This window comes from Psychrobacter sp. NG254, assembly GCF_015277735.1.
Classification (GTDB): domain Bacteria; phylum Pseudomonadota; class Gammaproteobacteria; order Pseudomonadales; family Moraxellaceae; genus Psychrobacter.
In genome coordinates, this window is the sequence record NZ_JADHDA010000006.1 from 128,245 (window position 1) to 146,187 (window position 17,943).

Sequence of the window (17,943 nt, forward strand, 5' to 3'; positions counted from 1 at the left end):
GTTTTTAATAGGTGCCAATATTAACTGCTACGCTTATCCTAAACACTCGCCCCCACTTCTCTAGCAATCGCAATCCCTTCATCAACGGTCAAAAACTTGCGCTGGCTTGGACTGTCTTTATAAATGACGTCGCCATCTTGAAATATCAAGCATTCATTGACGGCTAACTGTTGCCATTTCTCATTTTCAGTCAATGGCACGGTGACCAAGATAGTAACTTTATCCGTGTCTGTTGTCACATCGCCAAAATTAATCGCCAAATCATCATCAGCCAGTTTAGCTTCGCCAAATGGGGCTTTGCGTGTGAGATAAAACAACAAGCTACCCGCGTACGCCAATTGCCAGCTACCATTTGAGATCAAGCAATTAAACAGGCCATTCGCAGATAAATAGCGGCACTGCGTGGTCAAAAAATTAAACAGCGTTTTGTCATCAGGGCGTGATTTAAAACTGCTCTTTAGACGATTAATCAAATAGCAAAACGCCATTTCAGAATCGGTCGTACCGACTGGCTGACAATGCGCGGCATTGCCATTGTCCTGCAAGCGCTGACAGCGTTTGATAAATTCGCTATTCATCTGACCATTGTGCGCAAACACCCATTGCTCGCCCCAGACTTCACGGACAAACGGATGTGTATTCGCCAAGCAGTTCTGCCCTTGGGTGGCTTTGCGGATATGCGCGATGACATTCATGGCTTTGATGGGATAATTATTGACTAGGTCGGCGACTGGTGACAGATGGCTTGGTCGATTGTCATGAAACAGACGCAGTCCTGTTGAGGCGTTTTTCGCTGCGCTATTCGATTGCGCTCGTACCAACGTATCACTTGCCGCCTTATTACTGTCAGCACACTCACTACGCTCAAAAAATGCAATGCCAAAGCCATCTTCATGACTATCAGTCATCCCGCCGCGCTTGCGAAATCCTGCAAAGCTAAAGCCAATATCTGTTGGGGTATTACAGTTCATTCCTAAGAGTTGACACATTTACAGTTCACCGCCTTTATTGTCTGGTGTGGCATGTTTATCATCTTGCATGGTATGTAGATCCGTTTCTGGCATGATGCCAAGCTCTGCATCGCTCATATTGGCGAGCAAGTCAGCTCTAGCACTGCTGTCCGTATCGACACCTTCGAGGATACGCTGTGCTTGGGGCAAATCTGAATTTTCTACCCAGAGTACGATACCAGAGTTCATGCCAGGGATCGCACTGAGTGGCTGCAGCGATACGGTAATGCCGTTATTACGTAGCAGATTGGCATGCAGCTCGCCTTGCATGTTGGTATCAAAGCGCGCCAGTTTGTGCCAGTTATCAACTTGATCGGTCATAGGGTCGCCTCCAAAGTGTTGGTACTAAAATTGATACTAGAATAAATGAATAAGCAACGTTTACGACAATTGATCTAGCGTATATTCTTCGATTGCAAATTCACTACTGTTTAATTTTTCCTGCGCTTGCTCGGCTTGCCTGATACTACTAAATACACCGACTATCTGATTGTCTGGTTTGTTTAATAGCAAAAATACGGTATTTTGCGACTTTTCGACATGTGCCCAATGGTAAGCGGCTAGACGTTTCATTAAGTCAGGGTTTTTGACCATAATGTTGTCACCCGTACGGCCTTCGGTACGGTTGTAATGAATAACGTTTAATCGTAACAACCAAAATATCACCGCCGCTTTTGCCAGCATAACAGGTAGTGCGCGATTTTCATCATTATTCAGCGGACGTACCGACTCATAACCTTGTAAGAAAGCCGCCATCTTGCTGCGGTCAAAGTTTACCGACTCGCCTTGTTCGGCAACGCCCCATGTAGTACAAAAATCATTGATAGTAATAGCAATATCCATCACATAATGCTCGACACTGACTTCGGTAAAGTCTAGTAAACCTGTCAGACGCGCTTCACCTTTTTGCAGATTCCATAGGGTATTATCAGCAAACATATCCAAATGACATAGACCATTAGGCAAGGTTGCCAATGGTAATTCTGAGTAAGAGCGCCAAATATCACTCATCAGCTTAGCTTCGTCACCTGGCATGAACTGCATTTCACGGTCACGGACATCTGCCCATGGATATAAAGGCACGCCATACTGTTCAGCGGGTTGTAATGCTTGTAACGTCTCATGCAGCAACGCTAGCGCCGCGCCAATGTCATGACACATCGCTTGCGTGGTTTGCACTGGATGTGACCCTGCTAGGCATGGCACTAGCGTAATCGCTTTGTTTTCATAGTGAATAACGTAGCTTTTGTCGCTATCTGTATCAGCATCAGCGGTATTTGCATCAATCACAGCCAGCGGCGCGGCGACTGGCAGTTTGCCATTTAATTGATTGAGAATAACGGCCATCTTTTCGATATCGGCAGGTGGACGCTCTTCAAATAAAGTAAACACATAAGAGTATGTACCATCTACATCATCAGTCGTTTGAATAAACCAGTTTGAGTTTTTAATACCTTGAGTGATCGGAATCGCACGGGCAAATGATACGCCAAAGCTTTGGCAAAAGGCGGCAAACTGATCATCGGTTAACTGGGTATAGACGGACATGACATCTCACTTATAGCAATTGAATAAGAAGTTAAAAAGGTAAATGTAGATAGTAATGAGGGCAATTGTACCGCGCCTGCTCATATTATGGCGAAAAGCGTAATAATCTTGTGAAAAACTGCCTGATATACGGGCGTTTTTGCTAGACTAGCGCCTATAGAATGAATTGATTATAAGGTGAAAGACCCTATGTTAGCAAAGCGTATCATCCCCTGTTTGGACGTTGACAATGGCCGCGTGGTCAAAGGCGTGCAATTTGTCGATATCAAGGACGCAGGCGATCCTGTCGAAGTCGCCAAACGCTACAATGAACAAGGCGCTGATGAGATTACTTTTTTGGACATCACTGCGACCAACGATGAGCGCGATACCACTTATCATACTGTTGAACGCATGGCTGAAACGGTATTTGTACCGTTAACGGTTGGCGGCGGTGTGCGTAAAATCGCCGATATTCGAAATTTGCTCAATGCGGGCGCGGATAAAGTCGCGATTAACTCAGCAGCCGTATTTACCCCTGAGTTCGTTGGTGAAGCCTCGCAGAAATTTGGCAACCAATGTATCGTCGTTGCCATCGATGCCAAACGCGTCGCTGATATCGACATCGACGGTATTAAAGTACCACGTTGGGAGATATTCACCCACGGTGGACGTAAACCCACGGGGATTGATGCGGTGTCATGGGCAGTTAAAATGGCAGACCTCGGTGCCGGTGAACTTTTGGTCACCTCGATGGATGGCGATGGCACCAAAAAAGGCTATGATTTGGCATTGATGAAGCAAATTACCAGCCGTGTCAATGTGCCAGTTATCGCCTCAGGCGGTGTCGGTAACTTACAGCATTTAGCAGAAGGTGTACTAGAGGGCGGCGTCGATGCGGTGCTTGCGGCCAGTATTTTTCACTTTGGTGAGTATACGGTTCAAGAAGCCAAAGCTTATATGGTAGCGCAAGGGATACAGATGCGTCTTTAGCACGCTCGTAAAATACAAATACACCAGAAAAAAATGCTATCATAGCGCTAACCATTTATTTTCGTTCATTTAACCATGGCATCGCCCACATAATCGGCGAACATATTACCTGAACGCAGCATGATATTTAGCGACTTATTTACACCCCTATTTCATTGAATACTCTATTGAGCAAAGGATTTTTATGTCAAATTTACAACAGCAGCGCAATGATGTCACCCATATCGACGGTAACCTACATCAAAATGCTGATGCCCGTATTGGTATCGTTGTTGGCCGTTTTAATGGTTTTGTCGTTGAGTCATTGGTTGACGGTGCAATCGATGCCCTACTTCGCCATGGCGTATTGGGTAGCAATATCACTGTCATTCGTGTGCCTGGCGCATTCGAGCTACCATTGGTCGCCCAGCGTGCCGCTGAATCAGATCGCTTTGATGCGATTGTGGCTCTAGGCGCCATCATCCGTGGTAGCACGCCGCATTTTGATTTTGTGGCTAGCGAATCTGCCAAAGGCTTGAGCAGCGTAGCGATGGATTATAATATTCCTGTTGCCAATGGTGTATTGACCACTGACAGCATCGAGCAAGCCATCGAACGCTCTGGTACCAAAGCGGGTAATAAAGGTTCTGAAGCGGCGATGGTCGTACTAGAGATGATTGCCGTTCTGTCACAGTTAGATATTGATGACGAAAGCATTGATGCTTAATTTTACTGATCGTTAGTATTGACCGCTAGGCAGTCTCTATTCGACCGTCTAGCGGCTTTAGTAACCTCTAGAAGCGTTGCTACTTAAATAACAAATAGCATATAGCACCTATCCGTAATATTGTTTGTAAAGTTAATGAGAGGGTTATAGTTATTACGATAGCCCTCATCATATAACTTCGATATCCAAGACTGACTGGCAAAACGTGCCAGCCGACCACTATTTAACATTCTATTTCAAAATTCAGGTATTGATCCGTTATGACTGACCAACTCAAGCAGGCTATCAACGCTGCAAAAAATGCACAAACCAATGAACAGCAAGCGGAAGCTACCCGTATCGCGAGCAGCAGTACGGGTGATCAAACCTTTGATATGAGTGAGTCTTCTTATAAGACCAGTCATACTGCTATTCGTAAGGCACGCCGCTTTGCGATGCAAGGTCTGTACGAATGGCTTGTGACTGACCGCCGCTTTGATGTCGATGGCAAGCTTGGCTGGAAAGCCAATGCACCAAATGATATCGCTGCTCGTACCCGTGCCACCAATGCGATGCACACCGTGCACATTGGCTACTATCACGAGATGATGCGTGATATTCCAGCACAAGTTGAGGCATTGGATGCTCTAATCATTCAGCATCTTGATCGCGACATTGATAAGTTGGACACTGTTGAGCACGCTATTCTGCTGATTGGTGCCTATGAGCTACAAAACCGTATGGAGATTCCATACAAGGTAGTACTTGATGAAGCGATGAAACTGAACAATCATTTCGGCGCGACAGATGCTCATAAACTGATCAATGCAGTGCTGGATAAAATGGCCGTTGAACTGCGCGCCATTGAAGTACAAGCGGACACCAATGCCAACGTACGCACGTCACAAAAAGCAGCCGCTAAACAAGCTGAGACGACACTTGCTGATAGCATCGAAGACGTTGATACTACAGAAAATCCAATCGACAGTGAGTCAACTGCGTCAGACAAACCGCGTATCAGTGCCAATAACACCGCCGTTAAACGCAATAGCGCGAGCAAAGCCAACGCAAATATCAGCGAGTTTAAGGCCAGCAAACAAGACAGCACTGACGCGAAAAACCAAGACTAGTTATGAACGAGTTTGAGCTGATTGAGCGTATATTTTCACAGATGCAGGCCACGCATTCACCATTAACTGGTCTCGAAAAAGGTATCGGTGATGATGCCGCTGTGATGGAATTGCCAGCTGGGTCACGCTTAGTGAGCTGCATTGATACCTTGGTTCAAGGTCGTCATTTCGCGGCCGATTGGCAAAAAGTTGACGAGTTGGCTTTTTCGATTGGTTATAAAACGGTGGCCGTCAATGTCTCAGACATTGCGGCTATGGGTGCCAAGCCGCACAGTATATTACTGGCATTAGCGCTGCCGCCACAACTTGCTAATGAGCAATGGCTTACTGAATTTGCCAAAGGCTTGTTTCATGCCTGCCAGCTGTTTGGCGTGACATTGATTGGTGGTGATACCACACGTAGTGAACATTTAGTCCTGAGTATCAGCGCACAAGGGATACTGGCGGTAGACACGCAAGCGGTCTATCGCACAGGCGCACAAGTTGGTGATAAGCTCTATGTGTCAGGCACGCTTGGTGATGCGGCATATGCTCTACAGTATCCTGATAGTACTCAAGGTATAGAGCTGGCTCATCGACTCCATATGCCAACACCGCGAATTGCGCTAGGCGCCGCACTGGCCAAAGTTGGTGCGACGGCGATGATAGATATCTCTGATGGCCTGTATCAAGATATCGGGCATATCTGTCAGCAAAGTGCTGTAGGCATGCGAATTGATGTGGAGCAGCTGCCTACTAGCGAACCACTGGCTACGGTTGATTTATCTGAGCGATTGTTGTGTCAACTGGCAGGCGGTGACGATTACGAGTTGGCTTTTACGTTGCCTGCACATATCACCCCTCCTACTACCAACATAGCTGTCACCTGTATCGGTGAAGTAATCGCCCTATCAGATGACATCGCGACAGAGAAAAATAAATCTCTAGCATTGCATCCTAAGCTGTATTATCAAAATCAGCTGATCACTCGAACTCAGCACGCGCCATTTGCCACATGGCCCAATCTTACTGGTTACCAACATTTTACAGGTTAGCCCATGACTGATCACGATTTATCCAAGCCTGATATCAGCAAAGCCAATGACTGCCCACCATTGCCTAACAATGCCAGTGGGCTCGATCGTATGATCTATTGGTTAGGTATTGGTTTGGGCAGTGGTCTGCCGCGCCGTGCACCCGGTACTTGGGGCACCGTTGGTGGGTTAATCATCGCCATACCACTGATGAGTTTGGGCTTTATACCTTTTCTAATATTGACAATTCTATCTTGTATTTTTGGTGTTTGGATCTGCGGACGTACATCCGAGCTGATGCAAGGCCATGATGACCCTCATATCGTATGGGATGAATGGTCTGGTATCTGGATTACTCTGCTACCCTTCTCTTACATGGGTGTTGCAACCACAAACTTTTGGCAAGATGTCTCTCAAGCGCTTTCTATCTTCGCCATTGTTATCGCTTTTATACTCTTTCGGTTTTTTGATATTATTAAGCCGCCACCGATTGGATGGGCTGATAAAAAGGTTGCTGGTGGGTTAGGCATCATGCTTGATGATATCATCGCAGGTATCATGGCAGCAGTGTTATGGGTAGTAGTTATGTTTGGTGCGCTGTTGTAAGCGACCTTAGCTAGCCGCTACGATAGTGAGTAGTTACCATATAACCTCTTGTTCCAGCAATTTTGTCAATTTGAACACCACCCTCTTGTATATAGTCAGTACAATATTAAAAAGATACAGCGGGACTGGGATGAATTTTTTACAGCCTCTGTCGGCATAGGCACAGCAAGCCAGAAAAATTTATACCAGTTTCGCGTTATTGAATACTGTATCCGTTTTATTGAGTATCGACTGTAGATAATTAATGTATTGATGTCAGGTTGCATGATAAATGCCTGTCTATCAAAACATTTTTTTGAATGAACATTTGCGCTATAATCCAATCTTATATTTTGTTACATTTGTAGGACTACTATGACATCTCCTCTTTCTGTGATTATTCTGGCTGCCGGTAAAGGCACACGTATGCAGTCAGCAAAACCAAAAGTTTTGCAGACCTTAGCAGGTAAGTCTTTACTGAGTCATGTATTAGACACTTGCCATCAGTTGACGGTTGATGAAACCATCATCGTCCACGGTTTCGGCGGCGATCAAGTAAAGTCAGAGATTCTCAGTCAATACACGCAAGCCTCTATCACTTGGGTGGCTCAAACTGAGCAGTTAGGGACTGGCCATGCGGTTAAAGTAACGCTGGCTGATTTGCCAACATCAGGACAAAGCCTCATTCTATATGGTGATGTGCCATTAGTAAGCTGCCAGACACTAACGGCTTTAAAAACGGCTAATACTGATGGTATGTCGATGTTGACCCTGACGGTCGATAATCCATTTGGGTTGGGCCGTATTAAGCGTGATCTAGCAGGCAATATTGAAGCCATCGTTGAACAAAAAGATGCCAGTGCTGATGAGCAAAGCATCAATGAGATTAACAGCGGTATTTACTGCGTAGACAATGCACTACTGCATAAGTACCTGCCTGAGCTCTCTAATGACAATGCTCAAAAAGAATACTACCTGACTGATATCGTCAAAATGGCCGTTGCTGATGGTATTACCATTGCAGCGATTGAACCTGAGCATACTTTTGAGATTGAGGGTGTCAATAACCGTCAACAGCTTGCGAGCCTAGAGCGTACATGGCAACGTAAGCTCGTCGCTGATCTACAAGAAGCGGGCGTGCAATTTGCTGATCCTACCCGTGTCGATATTCGTGGTACGCTGACCGCAGGTCAAGATGTGTTCGTGGATGTCGGTGTGGTATTTGAAGGCGACTGCGTTTTGGGTGATAGTGTCTATATAGAAGCAGGCTGTGTCATCAAAAATGCTCATATCGGTAATGCCTGTCATATCAAGCCTTACTGCGTCATCGATCGTGCTGAGATTGGTGCGGGTGTCGATGTCGGGCCTTTTGCACACTTGCGTCCTGAGACTGTACTGTCTGACAACAGCAAAGTTGGTAACTTCGTAGAAATTAAAAAATCGACTATTGGTCAAGGCAGTAAAGTCAATCATCTCAGTTACGTCGGTGATGCCACTGTCGGTACAGGTGTCAATATCGGCGCTGGCGTCATTACTTGTAACTATGATGGCGTCAATAAATCGCAAACCATCATTGAAGACAATGCCTTTATCGGCTCTAATGCCAGCCTAGTTGCGCCAGTGACCATTGGCGATACAGCTACAGTGGCTGCTGGTTCTGTCATTACTAAAGACGTTGATAGTAGTGCATTAGCGTTTGGCCGCGCACGACAAACCCAAAGAGACAACTTTCAACGACCGACTAAAAAGTAACAGGTTTGTTAATAGTCAGTTTCATTGCGTCCATATTTGAGCAGATATAATCCGTACGATAGTTTCTATGCTACTGCCCAATCTGAGTAAGCATACTTCGAGAGTGCCGACTATGAAAAAACTATTCGCTGCTATGGTGTTGTTAACCACCTTGACGTCATATTCAGTGGCGTCAGCGAGCACCACTATAGAATATGATGCAGAGTGCAAATATTTTGATGCTAAAAAATTATTGAAATATTCAGGTGAGTGCCACGGCAATTGGGGCGTTGGCATGAACCCTAAGCCTAATGGCATAATGTCAACCTATCAGCGTTATATCATGACTTACCCCAATGGCAATGAAGTCTGGATATTTATCAATGATGATGACTCTGCTACTGTAAACGATATCCCAGCGATATCTCTAAAAGCAAAAAACGGCTACGAGAAAGTAAAAACGACTCAAGGTGAAATATTTGAATTTACCAAGGGTTCAGAGTGACTAGAGATACATTCAAACAAAAACTGATTTGATTCTAAAAATTGATTTGGTTTATATGTTTTGTGGATGATATCTAAAAATAGACACAACAATTATTAAAAATAATCAGTTAAGGAATAGCCATGTGTGGAATCGTAGGGGCAGTTGCTGAGCGAAATATCGCTAATATTTTATTAGAAGGTTTGAAGCGCCTAGAATATAGAGGTTATGACTCAGCTGGTCTAACCGTTATTCGTGATGGAGCGTTACATCGCGAGCGCCAAGTCGGTAAAGTACAGGCACTGGTTGATGCTGTTGCTATCAATCCAGAATTTTTTGATGGGCATATCGGTATTGCTCACACGCGCTGGGCCACTCATGGTGAGCCTGCGCAGCGTAACGCGCATCCTCATGTTTCAGGTAAAATTGCTGTCGTTCACAATGGTATCGTCGAAAACTACGCTGAGCTAAAAGAAGCATTGATAGCCAAAGGCTATGAATTTACCTCGCAGACAGATACTGAAGTCGTTGCGCATCTGATTCATGATATCTACAAAAAGACGCCTGATTTATTAGAAGCAGTGCGCACCATTATCCCAATGCTACATGGCGCATTTGCCTTGGGTATCGTGCATGTGGACAACCCAGATGAGCTCATTACGGTACGTCTAGGCTCACCACTCGTCATCGGTGTGGGTATCGGTGAGAACTTTATTGCCTCAGATCAATTGGCATTGCTGCCAGTGACCAATCGCTTTATGTACCTAGAAGAAGGCGATATCGCCAAACTGACTCGCAGCAGCATTCAAGTTTTTGCAGATGGTGTTGAAGTGCAACGTCAAATACATGAAATTGATGCCACCCAGCATAGCGCTGACAAAGGCGAGTTTAAGCACTACATGCTCAAAGAAATCTATGAGCAACCAGATGCCGTCGCCCGCACGCTTGAGATGGCAGTAGACAATGGCGAAACCAGCAAGTTACGTGATGACTTTTTGCAGCGTCATGAGTCTCAGCTGTCAGGTATCCGTCATGTGCAAGTGATTGCTTGCGGTACCAGTTATCACTCGGGACTGGTCGCGAAATACTGGTTTGAAAGTATGATTCGTATTCCGTGTTCAGTCGAAGTGGCCAGTGAGTTCCGCTATCGTAACCCTGTGGTGGTAGATAACTCACTGGTAATTTGTATTTCTCAATCTGGTGAAACAGCCGATACGCTATCTGCATTACGTGATATCCAAAAGCACATGCCAGCCGGTTTGGTCAGCTTGGCACTATGTAATGTACCGACCTCATCACTGGTACGCGAGACGGATATTTTCTTGCCAACACTGGCAGGACCTGAGATTGGTGTGGCATCGACCAAAGCCTTTACGACTCAGCTAGTGGCTCTGATGCTATTGGTATTGAAAGTTGGTGTCGCTCAGCAGCGTATGACTGATGAGCGTTTGGGTACATTACTCGGTGAGCTACAGCAGCTACCTGGACAGTTATACGCCAGCCTAAACCTTGATGGCCCTATCAAGGCCATGAGCCAGCACTTTGAAGACAAGAAAAGCTGTTTGTTTTTGGGACGCGGCCTACAGTACCCAATCGCGCTAGAGGGCGCACTAAAACTCAAAGAGATCTCTTATATCCATGCCGAAGGCTATGCAGCAGGCGAGCTCAAACACGGCCCATTGGCACTGGTCGATAAAGACATGCCAATCGTGGTGCTCGCACCCAAAGACAGTATGTTTGACAAACTCAAAGCCAACATGCAAGAAGTACACGCACGTCATGGTGAGCTGTTTGTATTTGCAAGCGAGTCCAGTCAGATGGTCGAAGAGGATCGTCTACACGTGGTCTATGTCCCTGATGTGAGTGAAGCCCTAGCCCCTATCGTCTACAGCGTACCTGTACAGCTGCTGTCGTATCATGTCGCCGTGATGCGTGGTACTGACGTCGATCAGCCTCGCAATTTGGCCAAGAGCGTCACGGTGGAATAAGAAAAGTTACTCTACGATAACTCTTGTGAGCGAGTAATAAAGTATCATACTGAGTATTTACTCGTCATACTGAATAACTACCAATCATAATATTGTGCCACCCTAAGTCCTTCGTCATCTGGTATTAATGAGATGGCGAAGGACTTTTTTATGTCTAACGACATATAAAAATATCAATAACTTATATAATAATAGCATCTAAAATATGGGCACTAAAAGCATGGATATCGAGAGCGACACCGCTGACCAAATAGAGATTATTTATGAAGATGAGCATCTGGTAGCGATAAATAAAGAAGCGGGATTATTGGTGCATCGCAGTTGGCTAGACAAAGGCGAAACGCGCTTTGCCATGCAGCTCACTCGTGATGCGGTAGGGTGCCATGTGTTTCCGGTGCATCGGTTAGACAAGCCCACATCTGGCGTATTATTGTTTGCCAAGACCTCAGCCGTAGCGCGTAGCCTTGGCGAGGCCTTTACGGCACATACCGTGACGAAGCAATATCTAGCTGTAGTACGCGGCTTTATGCCAGACCAAGGCAGCATTGATTATGCGCTTAGCTTTAAACCTGATGCCATTGCCGATAAATTTGCCGACTTAGACAAGCCTGCTCAAGAGGCGGTGACCCATTGGCAAAGCTTGGCACAAGTTGAGCTGCCATTTGCAGTGTCAAAAAAGCACGCCACTAGCCGCTATAGTCTGGTACGCTTGATACCCGAGACTGGGCGTAAGCATCAGCTGCGTCGGCATATGAGACATGTATTCCATCATATCGTGGGCGATACCAGCCACGGTGATATACGGCACACACGATTTTTTCGTACTCACTATGACTGTACACGCATGCTGCTGCATGCTCAGACTTTAGCACTCAGCCATCCGGTCACTGGCGAGCCATTGTTGCTAAAAGCAGGATTAGATGAGCAGTGGATGCGCATCTTAGAAGAGTTCTCTTGGGTAGAGAGCGCTGAATATTAGACAGAGTAAGGTTTTCTGGTACTATCGTTTACTAGATGTTAAGGTTTAGTACCCTAACGAGGATTTGTTAATTTGAGTATTTTATTTTGAACAAATTGTGTTATTTCTCAAAACCATACTTTCTTTGAAGACTCTTATTAATGACTAAAAGATTAAACAAAAGCCTGAAACAGCTAAACCACTCCCTATAGCAGCTCTTAGTACGAGTTTCACACCAAAATGGCAAATATTTAGCTGGTTGGTGTTTGTTACTTCAATTGTGTTCTATCTACGCTAATAGAGCGAGGTATTGATAAGATCATAATGCCTTTTTCAAGGCAATTACATTCTAAACGTTACGCAACTCTCATTTGGTCAACAGTTTTAATAATTCCAGCCTCTTAATTATCTATTTCAATAGATACATTTTAAGTTCGATATTTGTTAGCATAGGCAGCTATTTTTGAAAAAGCAGCCTTAAGTCGTATATTAAGAAAAATACTAGTAGTAACTTAATATTGACCAAATAACATGACAATCTACTAAAGGTGATTGCTTCATTTAGCATCTTTCTTTCTAATATCAACAATATTACCTTTAAAGAATAAACAATGGTTTATAAATACTTAAAAAAGCTTTTCTTTTACAACAGAAGAAAAAGATCTTATCTTGGTGAAAGTCTGACTATAGCTGCTAAATCGTATCAAAAGGCAGCTGAGCGGGGTCATACCACCTCTCAGTATCATCTTGGTCTACTTTACCAAGAAGGGAAAGGTGTTCCTCAAGATTTGACTACAGCTATCAGTTGGTACCAAAAGGCAGCTGAGCAAGGTCATGCCATCTCCCAATATCATCTTGGTTTACTTTACCAAGATAGGAAAGGCGTTCGTCAAGATTTGGCTACAGCTGTAACCTGGTATCAAAAGGCAGCTGAGCAAGGTTATGTCATTGCCCAGTATCATCTTGGTGTACTGTATCAGGATGGCAAAGGCGTTCCTCAAGATGTGGCTACGGCTATCAGTTGGTATAAAAAGGCAGCTGAGCAGCGTCATATCACCTCTCAGTATCATCTTGGTTTACTTTACCAAGATGGGAAAGGCGTTCCTCAAGATGTGGCTACGGCTATCAGTTGGTACCAAAAGGCAGCTGAACAAGGTCATGCCATCTCCCAGTATCATCTTGGTTTACTTTACCAAGATGGGAAAGACGTTCCTCAAGATTTGACTACGGCTATCAGTTGGTATCAAAAGGCAGCTGATCAGCGTCATATCACCTCCCAGTATCATCTTGGTGTACTTTACCAAGATGGGAAAGGTGTTCGTCAAGATTTGACTACGGCTATCAGTTGGTACCAAAAGGCAGCTGAACAAGGTCATGCCATCTCCCAGTATCATCTTGGTTTACTTTACCAAGATGGGAAAGGCGTTCGTCAAGATAAGTTTCAAGCAAAAGAATGGTTTGGTAAGGCTTGTGATAGTGGTGATCAAAATGGGTGCGATAAGTACCGAATATTAAATGAATCGGGTTACTGATCTCGTTTATTTAGTATGAAAACATCTTGATGTGGCTCATACATATAGAATCAGCATCAAAAAAATGCTTATCGGTTTAAGACACCTTAAAAACCTAAGCACTTAGATTATTAAAATAAATCTAGCCGTCTGTTGTAAGCACATCCCAACCAAATCTACTCATCACCCCGTTAAACACATTTGCAGAATACTTAATACAGCCCACTAAACTGAGCGTAATTCTCCGCATTAAGCACTACTATGCTATTCATGACCCTTATATTTTAAATACATCAATATAGCTAATTAGAACAATCCTTTATAAAGGAAGTAACACCCTACTACGGTCAACAGTACTGCAAAACATTTTTTTAATAGTTGCGGTGATAATATATGAGCGACTTTTGCCCCTATCTTGGCGGTAAAAAAGCTCATGATGCTGATACCTAAAAAGGCATAAATATGAACAAAACCAATCGTATTGGGCACATTGACTTGAGCCTGCATCCCAAAGATCATAAACCCTAACGCCCCGGCAATCGCAATGGGTAGGCCACACGCCGCTGACGTGCCAACTGCTTTTTGCATCACCACACCATAACGCGTGAGATAAGGTACGGTTAAGCTACCGCCGCCAATCCCAAAGATGGCAGAAGCGATACCAATAACGCCACCTGCTGCTAGTTGCTTAGGTTTTGAAGGTAGTACTGCATTGGTATTACTGGCACTATTATTCGCTTTATTTTTGCCACCCACAAACATTTTATAGGCAACCCACAGCAAAAATATGCCAACGATGAGCTGAAGATATAACCCTGATATCTGCCCTGCAATCCCTGCCCCAAAAAAGCACCCTATCGCTAAGCCTGGTACTAGATTCTTAAAGACAGGCCACATGACTGCGCCTCGTTTATTGTGTGCCATTAGCGAGCTTATAGACGTCACAATAATGGTCGCAAGCGAGGTCCCTAGCGCTAAATGCATTATATTGTCAGCAGGGTAACCCATTTGAGTAAAGACGATAAAGAGTAGCGGTACGATGATCGTACCACCGCCCACGCCAAACAGCCCCGCAGCAAATCCTGCTAGAGCACCTATGATTAAAAAGATAATGAGTTCCACGGAATATTTACTTCTCAGATTGATGATGAATCTAGTTGATTCAGTTTAAAAGACAGACAAGGCAACCGAACGCAGATGTATAGGTGATACTTCAAATGGGGTTAACGCTGTCACTCTTTTATAGAGGATTGACTATAGTTTGATGGATATTCGATAATAGCCAGACCATTGACCTAAGCGATGGCCACTTGACCCACTCGAGAATAAGCACGGTTAAAATAAACCAGACCCTCCTCTGACCCATCTTGCTGCTCAGATTGTTTGATGGCGACTACTCGGCACATAAAAACACTGTGCGTCCCCACCTCCTGAACATGCTCAATCTCACAGTCAAAACTGACCAATGCATCTTCTAGAATAGGAGAGCCTGTCACTAGCTGAGTCCAAGCACCCTGTTCAAAGCGCTCTACTGACTGTAGTTTTGAGGCAAAAGTGTTAGAAATCGATTCATGATGAGCGCCCAATACATTGACGCTCAGTGTTTTATTTTCAATAAAATACGCATGTGAGCGTGACGTCTGATTCATACAGACGAGCAAAGTTGGCGGTGTATCGGTGACACTGCATACAGCCGACGCCGTAAACCCATGAACGCCCGAAACGCCTGCTGTAGTGACCACGTTGACCGCTGTCGTTAACAAAGACATGGCGTCTCTAAAATCAGTTGCTTCAATCCTATCTTTAATCATTATTCCAATCCTACATTTGGATTATCACTGGTCATCCGCTTAGCCTGCTAGTTCTTGACGAACGATTTTGGCACCTGCACTTAATGCGGCGAGCTTACCTCGTGCAACTTGGCGAGACAACGGTGCCATACCGCAATTGGTCGCAGGATAGAGCTTATCAGCATCAACAAACTGCAATGCTTTGCGTAAGGTATCTGCCACTGCCTCAGGAGTCTCGATATTATTGGTTGCTACATCAATAGCACCAATCATCACTTTTTTGCCGCGAATGAGTTCGATCAAATCCATGGGTACGCGTGAGTTCTGACATTCAAGTGAGACAATATCAATTTTCGACTGCTGCAGTTTAGGAAATGCTTTTTCATACTGACGCCACTCTGACCCCAGTGTTTTCTTCCAATTATTATTGGCTTCGATACCATAGCCATAGCAGATATGCACCGCTGTCTCACACTTGAGTCCTTCGATGGCACGCTCTAATGTGGCGATACCCCAGTCGTTGACGTCATCAAAAAACACATTAAAGGCGGGTTCATCGAATTGAATGATATCCACGCCAGCAGCTTCTAACTCTTTGGCTTCTTGATTTAGAATTTTAGCAAATTCCCAAGCCAATTTCTCACGGCTTTTATAATGACCGTCATATAGCGTATCAATCATCGTCATCGGCCCAGGTAGCGCCCATTTGATTGGCTGATCCGTCTGCTGACGTAAAAATTTAGCGTCTTCAACAAATACTGGCCTTTGACGGCTCACAGCACCAACCACTGACGGTACACTCGCATCATAGCGATTACGGATTTTAACGGTCTTGCGCTGCTCAAAATCCACGCCGTCGAGATGTTCAATGAAGGTGGTCACAAAATGCTGACGGGTCTGCTCACCATCACTGACGATATCAATCCCTGCATGTCGTTGTTCTTGCAGTGACAACCGCAGAGCGTCTTGTTTTGCTTCGATCAGCTGCTCGCCTTCTAATGCCCAAGGCGACCAGATTTTTTCAGGCTCTGCCAACCAAGAAGGTTTTGGTAAGCTGCCAGCAGTTGAGGTTGGTAGTAATATATCCATGATAATTTGTCTTCTTTATTTTAGGTAGTGATTAGGGCATGTCCTCAATTCAATCGGTATTCATCTAAATGGGTTAAAAATGGCCAAATCTTGCCAAACGGCGTCAAATAGCTGACTAATATCTCGATATTATCTGCGCTATTTTCCTTGTTTGACTGCCATTTATCTCATTTTTATCACCATTTTTAAAATGAGGACACGCCCTAGCAATTAGGCAGCGTATTTTTTGACTGATTCTTTTTGATCAATTTTGTTTATAGCTTCATAGCTTGCCGCCCATTCCTCAAGTATCGCTTGATATGGCTTGATGAACGTCTCTTCAGTGAACTTGCCTTGTGTCACAGCCATTTGGCTGCGCTCTTCACGATCGTACACAATTTGCGTCAATGAATAATCTTGGTATTTAAGGCTTGGCTGATAGACATCACTGGCGCTTGAGTTGGCATTATAAATCTCAGGACGGTAGATTTTCTGAAAGGTCTCCATGGTACTGATCGCACTGATGAGCTCAAGGTCGGTGTAATCACTCAGCAAATCACCCGCAAAGTAGAATGCTAACGGCGCGACACTGTCAGCAGGCATAAAATAACGTACGGTTAGACCCATTTTATGGAAATAGTCATCAGTCAATGAATAGTCATCCTGTCTATACTCAACCCCCAATACAGGGTGTTTGTTAGCCGTACGGTGATAGGTTTTGCTGGTTGAGACACTCAGGCAAATGACAGGTGCTTTGTTAAAGTTGGCTGTGTAGGCCTCTGATTGCAATACATACTGGAACAGCTTGCCATGTAAATCACCAAAACTCTCCGGCGTTGGCGTGTTTGGTTTTTTACTAAAATGCTCTGATAGCACGATGCTAAAGTCATAGTCACGCACATAAGAGGAGAAGCTGTTGCCGATCATGCCCGCAATACGCTTATTGTCTTTATGATCAACGATCGTGGTTTTGAGCGTTTCGATAACGGGGAAAGTATCCCCATTGCCTGCAATATCCATATCGACTGAGATGATGTCAACCTCAACAGAATAACGGTCTGCGGTTGGGTTATCCCAATGCGCCAATGCATTAAAACGGTTATTGATCATTCTTAACGTTTTGCGTAGGTTCTCTTGACGATGTTCACCACGCGCCAGATTGGCAAAATTCGTCGTCAGACGCGTGCTGTCTGCAGGATGATAGTTTTCATCAAAACGAATGCTCGAAATGGAACAGCTAAAATTTTTGCTCATGGTGACTCACTACCCTATTCTCGTTATCTGAGATAAACCAAATGTTTGTATGGGATGAATCATACCTAAATTTAAACATGAATAAAAACGATACTATTTTAATAAAAGATGAATAATATTCATGTTAATAGAATTGGATGACAGCGGTTTCAATTACAGCTTATGTTGCATCGGTAGCAAAGTACTTTTTTCTACGTTGCTCTATTTAATGGTATC

At 44.5% G+C, this 17,943-nt stretch carries 17 protein-coding genes; 10 read left to right on the forward strand and 7 right to left on the reverse strand.

The genetic code is table 11. The annotated features are described in order from the left end of the window. Window positions 1-38: 38 nt before the first annotated feature. The 3 genes from IP510_RS11830 to IP510_RS11840 are packed head-to-tail and all read right to left on the reverse strand — an operon-like array spanning window position 39 to window position 2,558. Window positions 39-989, reverse strand: coding sequence for a class II glutamine amidotransferase (locus IP510_RS11830; protein ID WP_194365053.1), 951 nt, complete (start codon window positions 987-989; stop codon window positions 39-41). Then, window positions 990-1,331 (reverse strand): hypothetical protein, encoded by a 342-nt coding sequence (locus tag IP510_RS13785; protein WP_227669715.1) that lies wholly within the window; start codon window positions 1,329-1,331, stop codon window positions 990-992. Window positions 1,332-1,391: 60 nt separating this feature from the next. Continuing rightward, complete coding sequence (locus IP510_RS11840; RefSeq protein ID WP_194365054.1) at window positions 1,392-2,558, reverse strand: homoserine kinase; 1,167 nt, start codon at window positions 2,556-2,558, stop codon at window positions 1,392-1,394. A gap of 189 nt (window positions 2,559-2,747) precedes the next feature. Here IP510_RS11840 and hisF point away from each other — a divergent pair, with 189 nt between their 5' ends. The 10 genes from hisF (at window position 2,748) to IP510_RS11890 (ending at window position 13,636) form a co-directional block, all read left to right on the forward strand. Continuing rightward, on the forward strand, window positions 2,748-3,530 hold the full coding sequence (gene hisF / locus IP510_RS11845; RefSeq protein WP_194365055.1) for an imidazole glycerol phosphate synthase subunit HisF: 783 nt from the start codon (window positions 2,748-2,750) through the stop codon (window positions 3,528-3,530). A 184-nt stretch (window positions 3,531-3,714) separates the two neighbouring features. Beyond that, on the forward strand, window positions 3,715-4,236 hold the full coding sequence (gene ribE / locus IP510_RS11850) for a 6,7-dimethyl-8-ribityllumazine synthase (RefSeq protein WP_194365056.1): 522 nt from the start codon (window positions 3,715-3,717) through the stop codon (window positions 4,234-4,236). A 260-nt stretch (window positions 4,237-4,496) separates the two neighbouring features. Next, window positions 4,497-5,345: a transcription antitermination factor NusB gene (gene nusB / locus IP510_RS11855; protein WP_194365057.1), complete on the forward strand. Its 849-nt coding sequence runs from the start codon at window positions 4,497-4,499 to the stop codon at window positions 5,343-5,345. A 2-nt stretch (window positions 5,346-5,347) separates the two neighbouring features. Then, entirely contained in the window at window positions 5,348-6,379 is a 1,032-nt protein-coding gene (thiL, locus tag IP510_RS11860; protein ID WP_194365058.1) for a thiamine-phosphate kinase, read from the forward strand. A gap of 3 nt (window positions 6,380-6,382) precedes the next feature. After that, window positions 6,383-6,964, forward strand: coding sequence for a phosphatidylglycerophosphatase A (locus tag IP510_RS11865; protein WP_194365059.1), 582 nt, complete (start codon window positions 6,383-6,385; stop codon window positions 6,962-6,964). Between the two features lie 354 nt (window positions 6,965-7,318). Then, on the forward strand, window positions 7,319-8,695 hold the full coding sequence (gene glmU, locus IP510_RS11870; protein ID WP_194365060.1) for a bifunctional UDP-N-acetylglucosamine diphosphorylase/glucosamine-1-phosphate N-acetyltransferase GlmU: 1,377 nt from the start codon (window positions 7,319-7,321) through the stop codon (window positions 8,693-8,695). Between the two features lie 112 nt (window positions 8,696-8,807). After that, window positions 8,808-9,179, forward strand: a complete 372-nt coding sequence (locus IP510_RS11875) for a hypothetical protein (protein WP_194365061.1) — start codon at window positions 8,808-8,810, stop codon at window positions 9,177-9,179. Window positions 9,180-9,301: 122 nt separating this feature from the next. Further along, window positions 9,302-11,146 (forward strand): glutamine--fructose-6-phosphate transaminase (isomerizing), encoded by a 1,845-nt coding sequence (gene glmS, locus IP510_RS11880; RefSeq protein ID WP_194365062.1) that lies wholly within the window; start codon window positions 9,302-9,304, stop codon window positions 11,144-11,146. A gap of 205 nt (window positions 11,147-11,351) precedes the next feature. Continuing rightward, window positions 11,352-12,125, forward strand: coding sequence for a tRNA pseudouridine(65) synthase TruC (gene truC / locus IP510_RS11885; RefSeq protein WP_265087597.1), 774 nt, complete (start codon window positions 11,352-11,354; stop codon window positions 12,123-12,125). A gap of 590 nt (window positions 12,126-12,715) precedes the next feature. After that, on the forward strand, window positions 12,716-13,636 hold the full coding sequence (locus tag IP510_RS11890; protein WP_194365063.1) for a tetratricopeptide repeat protein: 921 nt from the start codon (window positions 12,716-12,718) through the stop codon (window positions 13,634-13,636). Window positions 13,637-13,921: 285 nt separating this feature from the next. Here the strand turns inward: IP510_RS11890 and IP510_RS11895 are convergent, their stop codons facing one another. The 4 genes from IP510_RS11895 to IP510_RS11910 form a co-directional block, all read right to left on the reverse strand. Further along, a complete protein-coding gene (locus IP510_RS11895; RefSeq protein WP_194365064.1) occupies window positions 13,922-14,737 on the reverse strand; it encodes a sulfite exporter TauE/SafE family protein in 816 nt (271 codons plus the stop codon). A 173-nt stretch (window positions 14,738-14,910) separates the two neighbouring features. After that, entirely contained in the window at window positions 14,911-15,426 is a 516-nt protein-coding gene (locus IP510_RS11900) for a flavin reductase (RefSeq protein WP_194365065.1), read from the reverse strand. A 39-nt stretch (window positions 15,427-15,465) separates the two neighbouring features. After that, window positions 15,466-16,494, reverse strand: a complete 1,029-nt coding sequence (locus tag IP510_RS11905) for a methionine synthase (RefSeq protein ID WP_194365066.1) — start codon at window positions 16,492-16,494, stop codon at window positions 15,466-15,468. A gap of 210 nt (window positions 16,495-16,704) precedes the next feature. Then, window positions 16,705-17,727: a DUF1852 domain-containing protein gene (locus tag IP510_RS11910; protein ID WP_194365067.1), complete on the reverse strand. Its 1,023-nt coding sequence runs from the start codon at window positions 17,725-17,727 to the stop codon at window positions 16,705-16,707. Window positions 17,728-17,943: the final 216 nt, after the last annotated feature.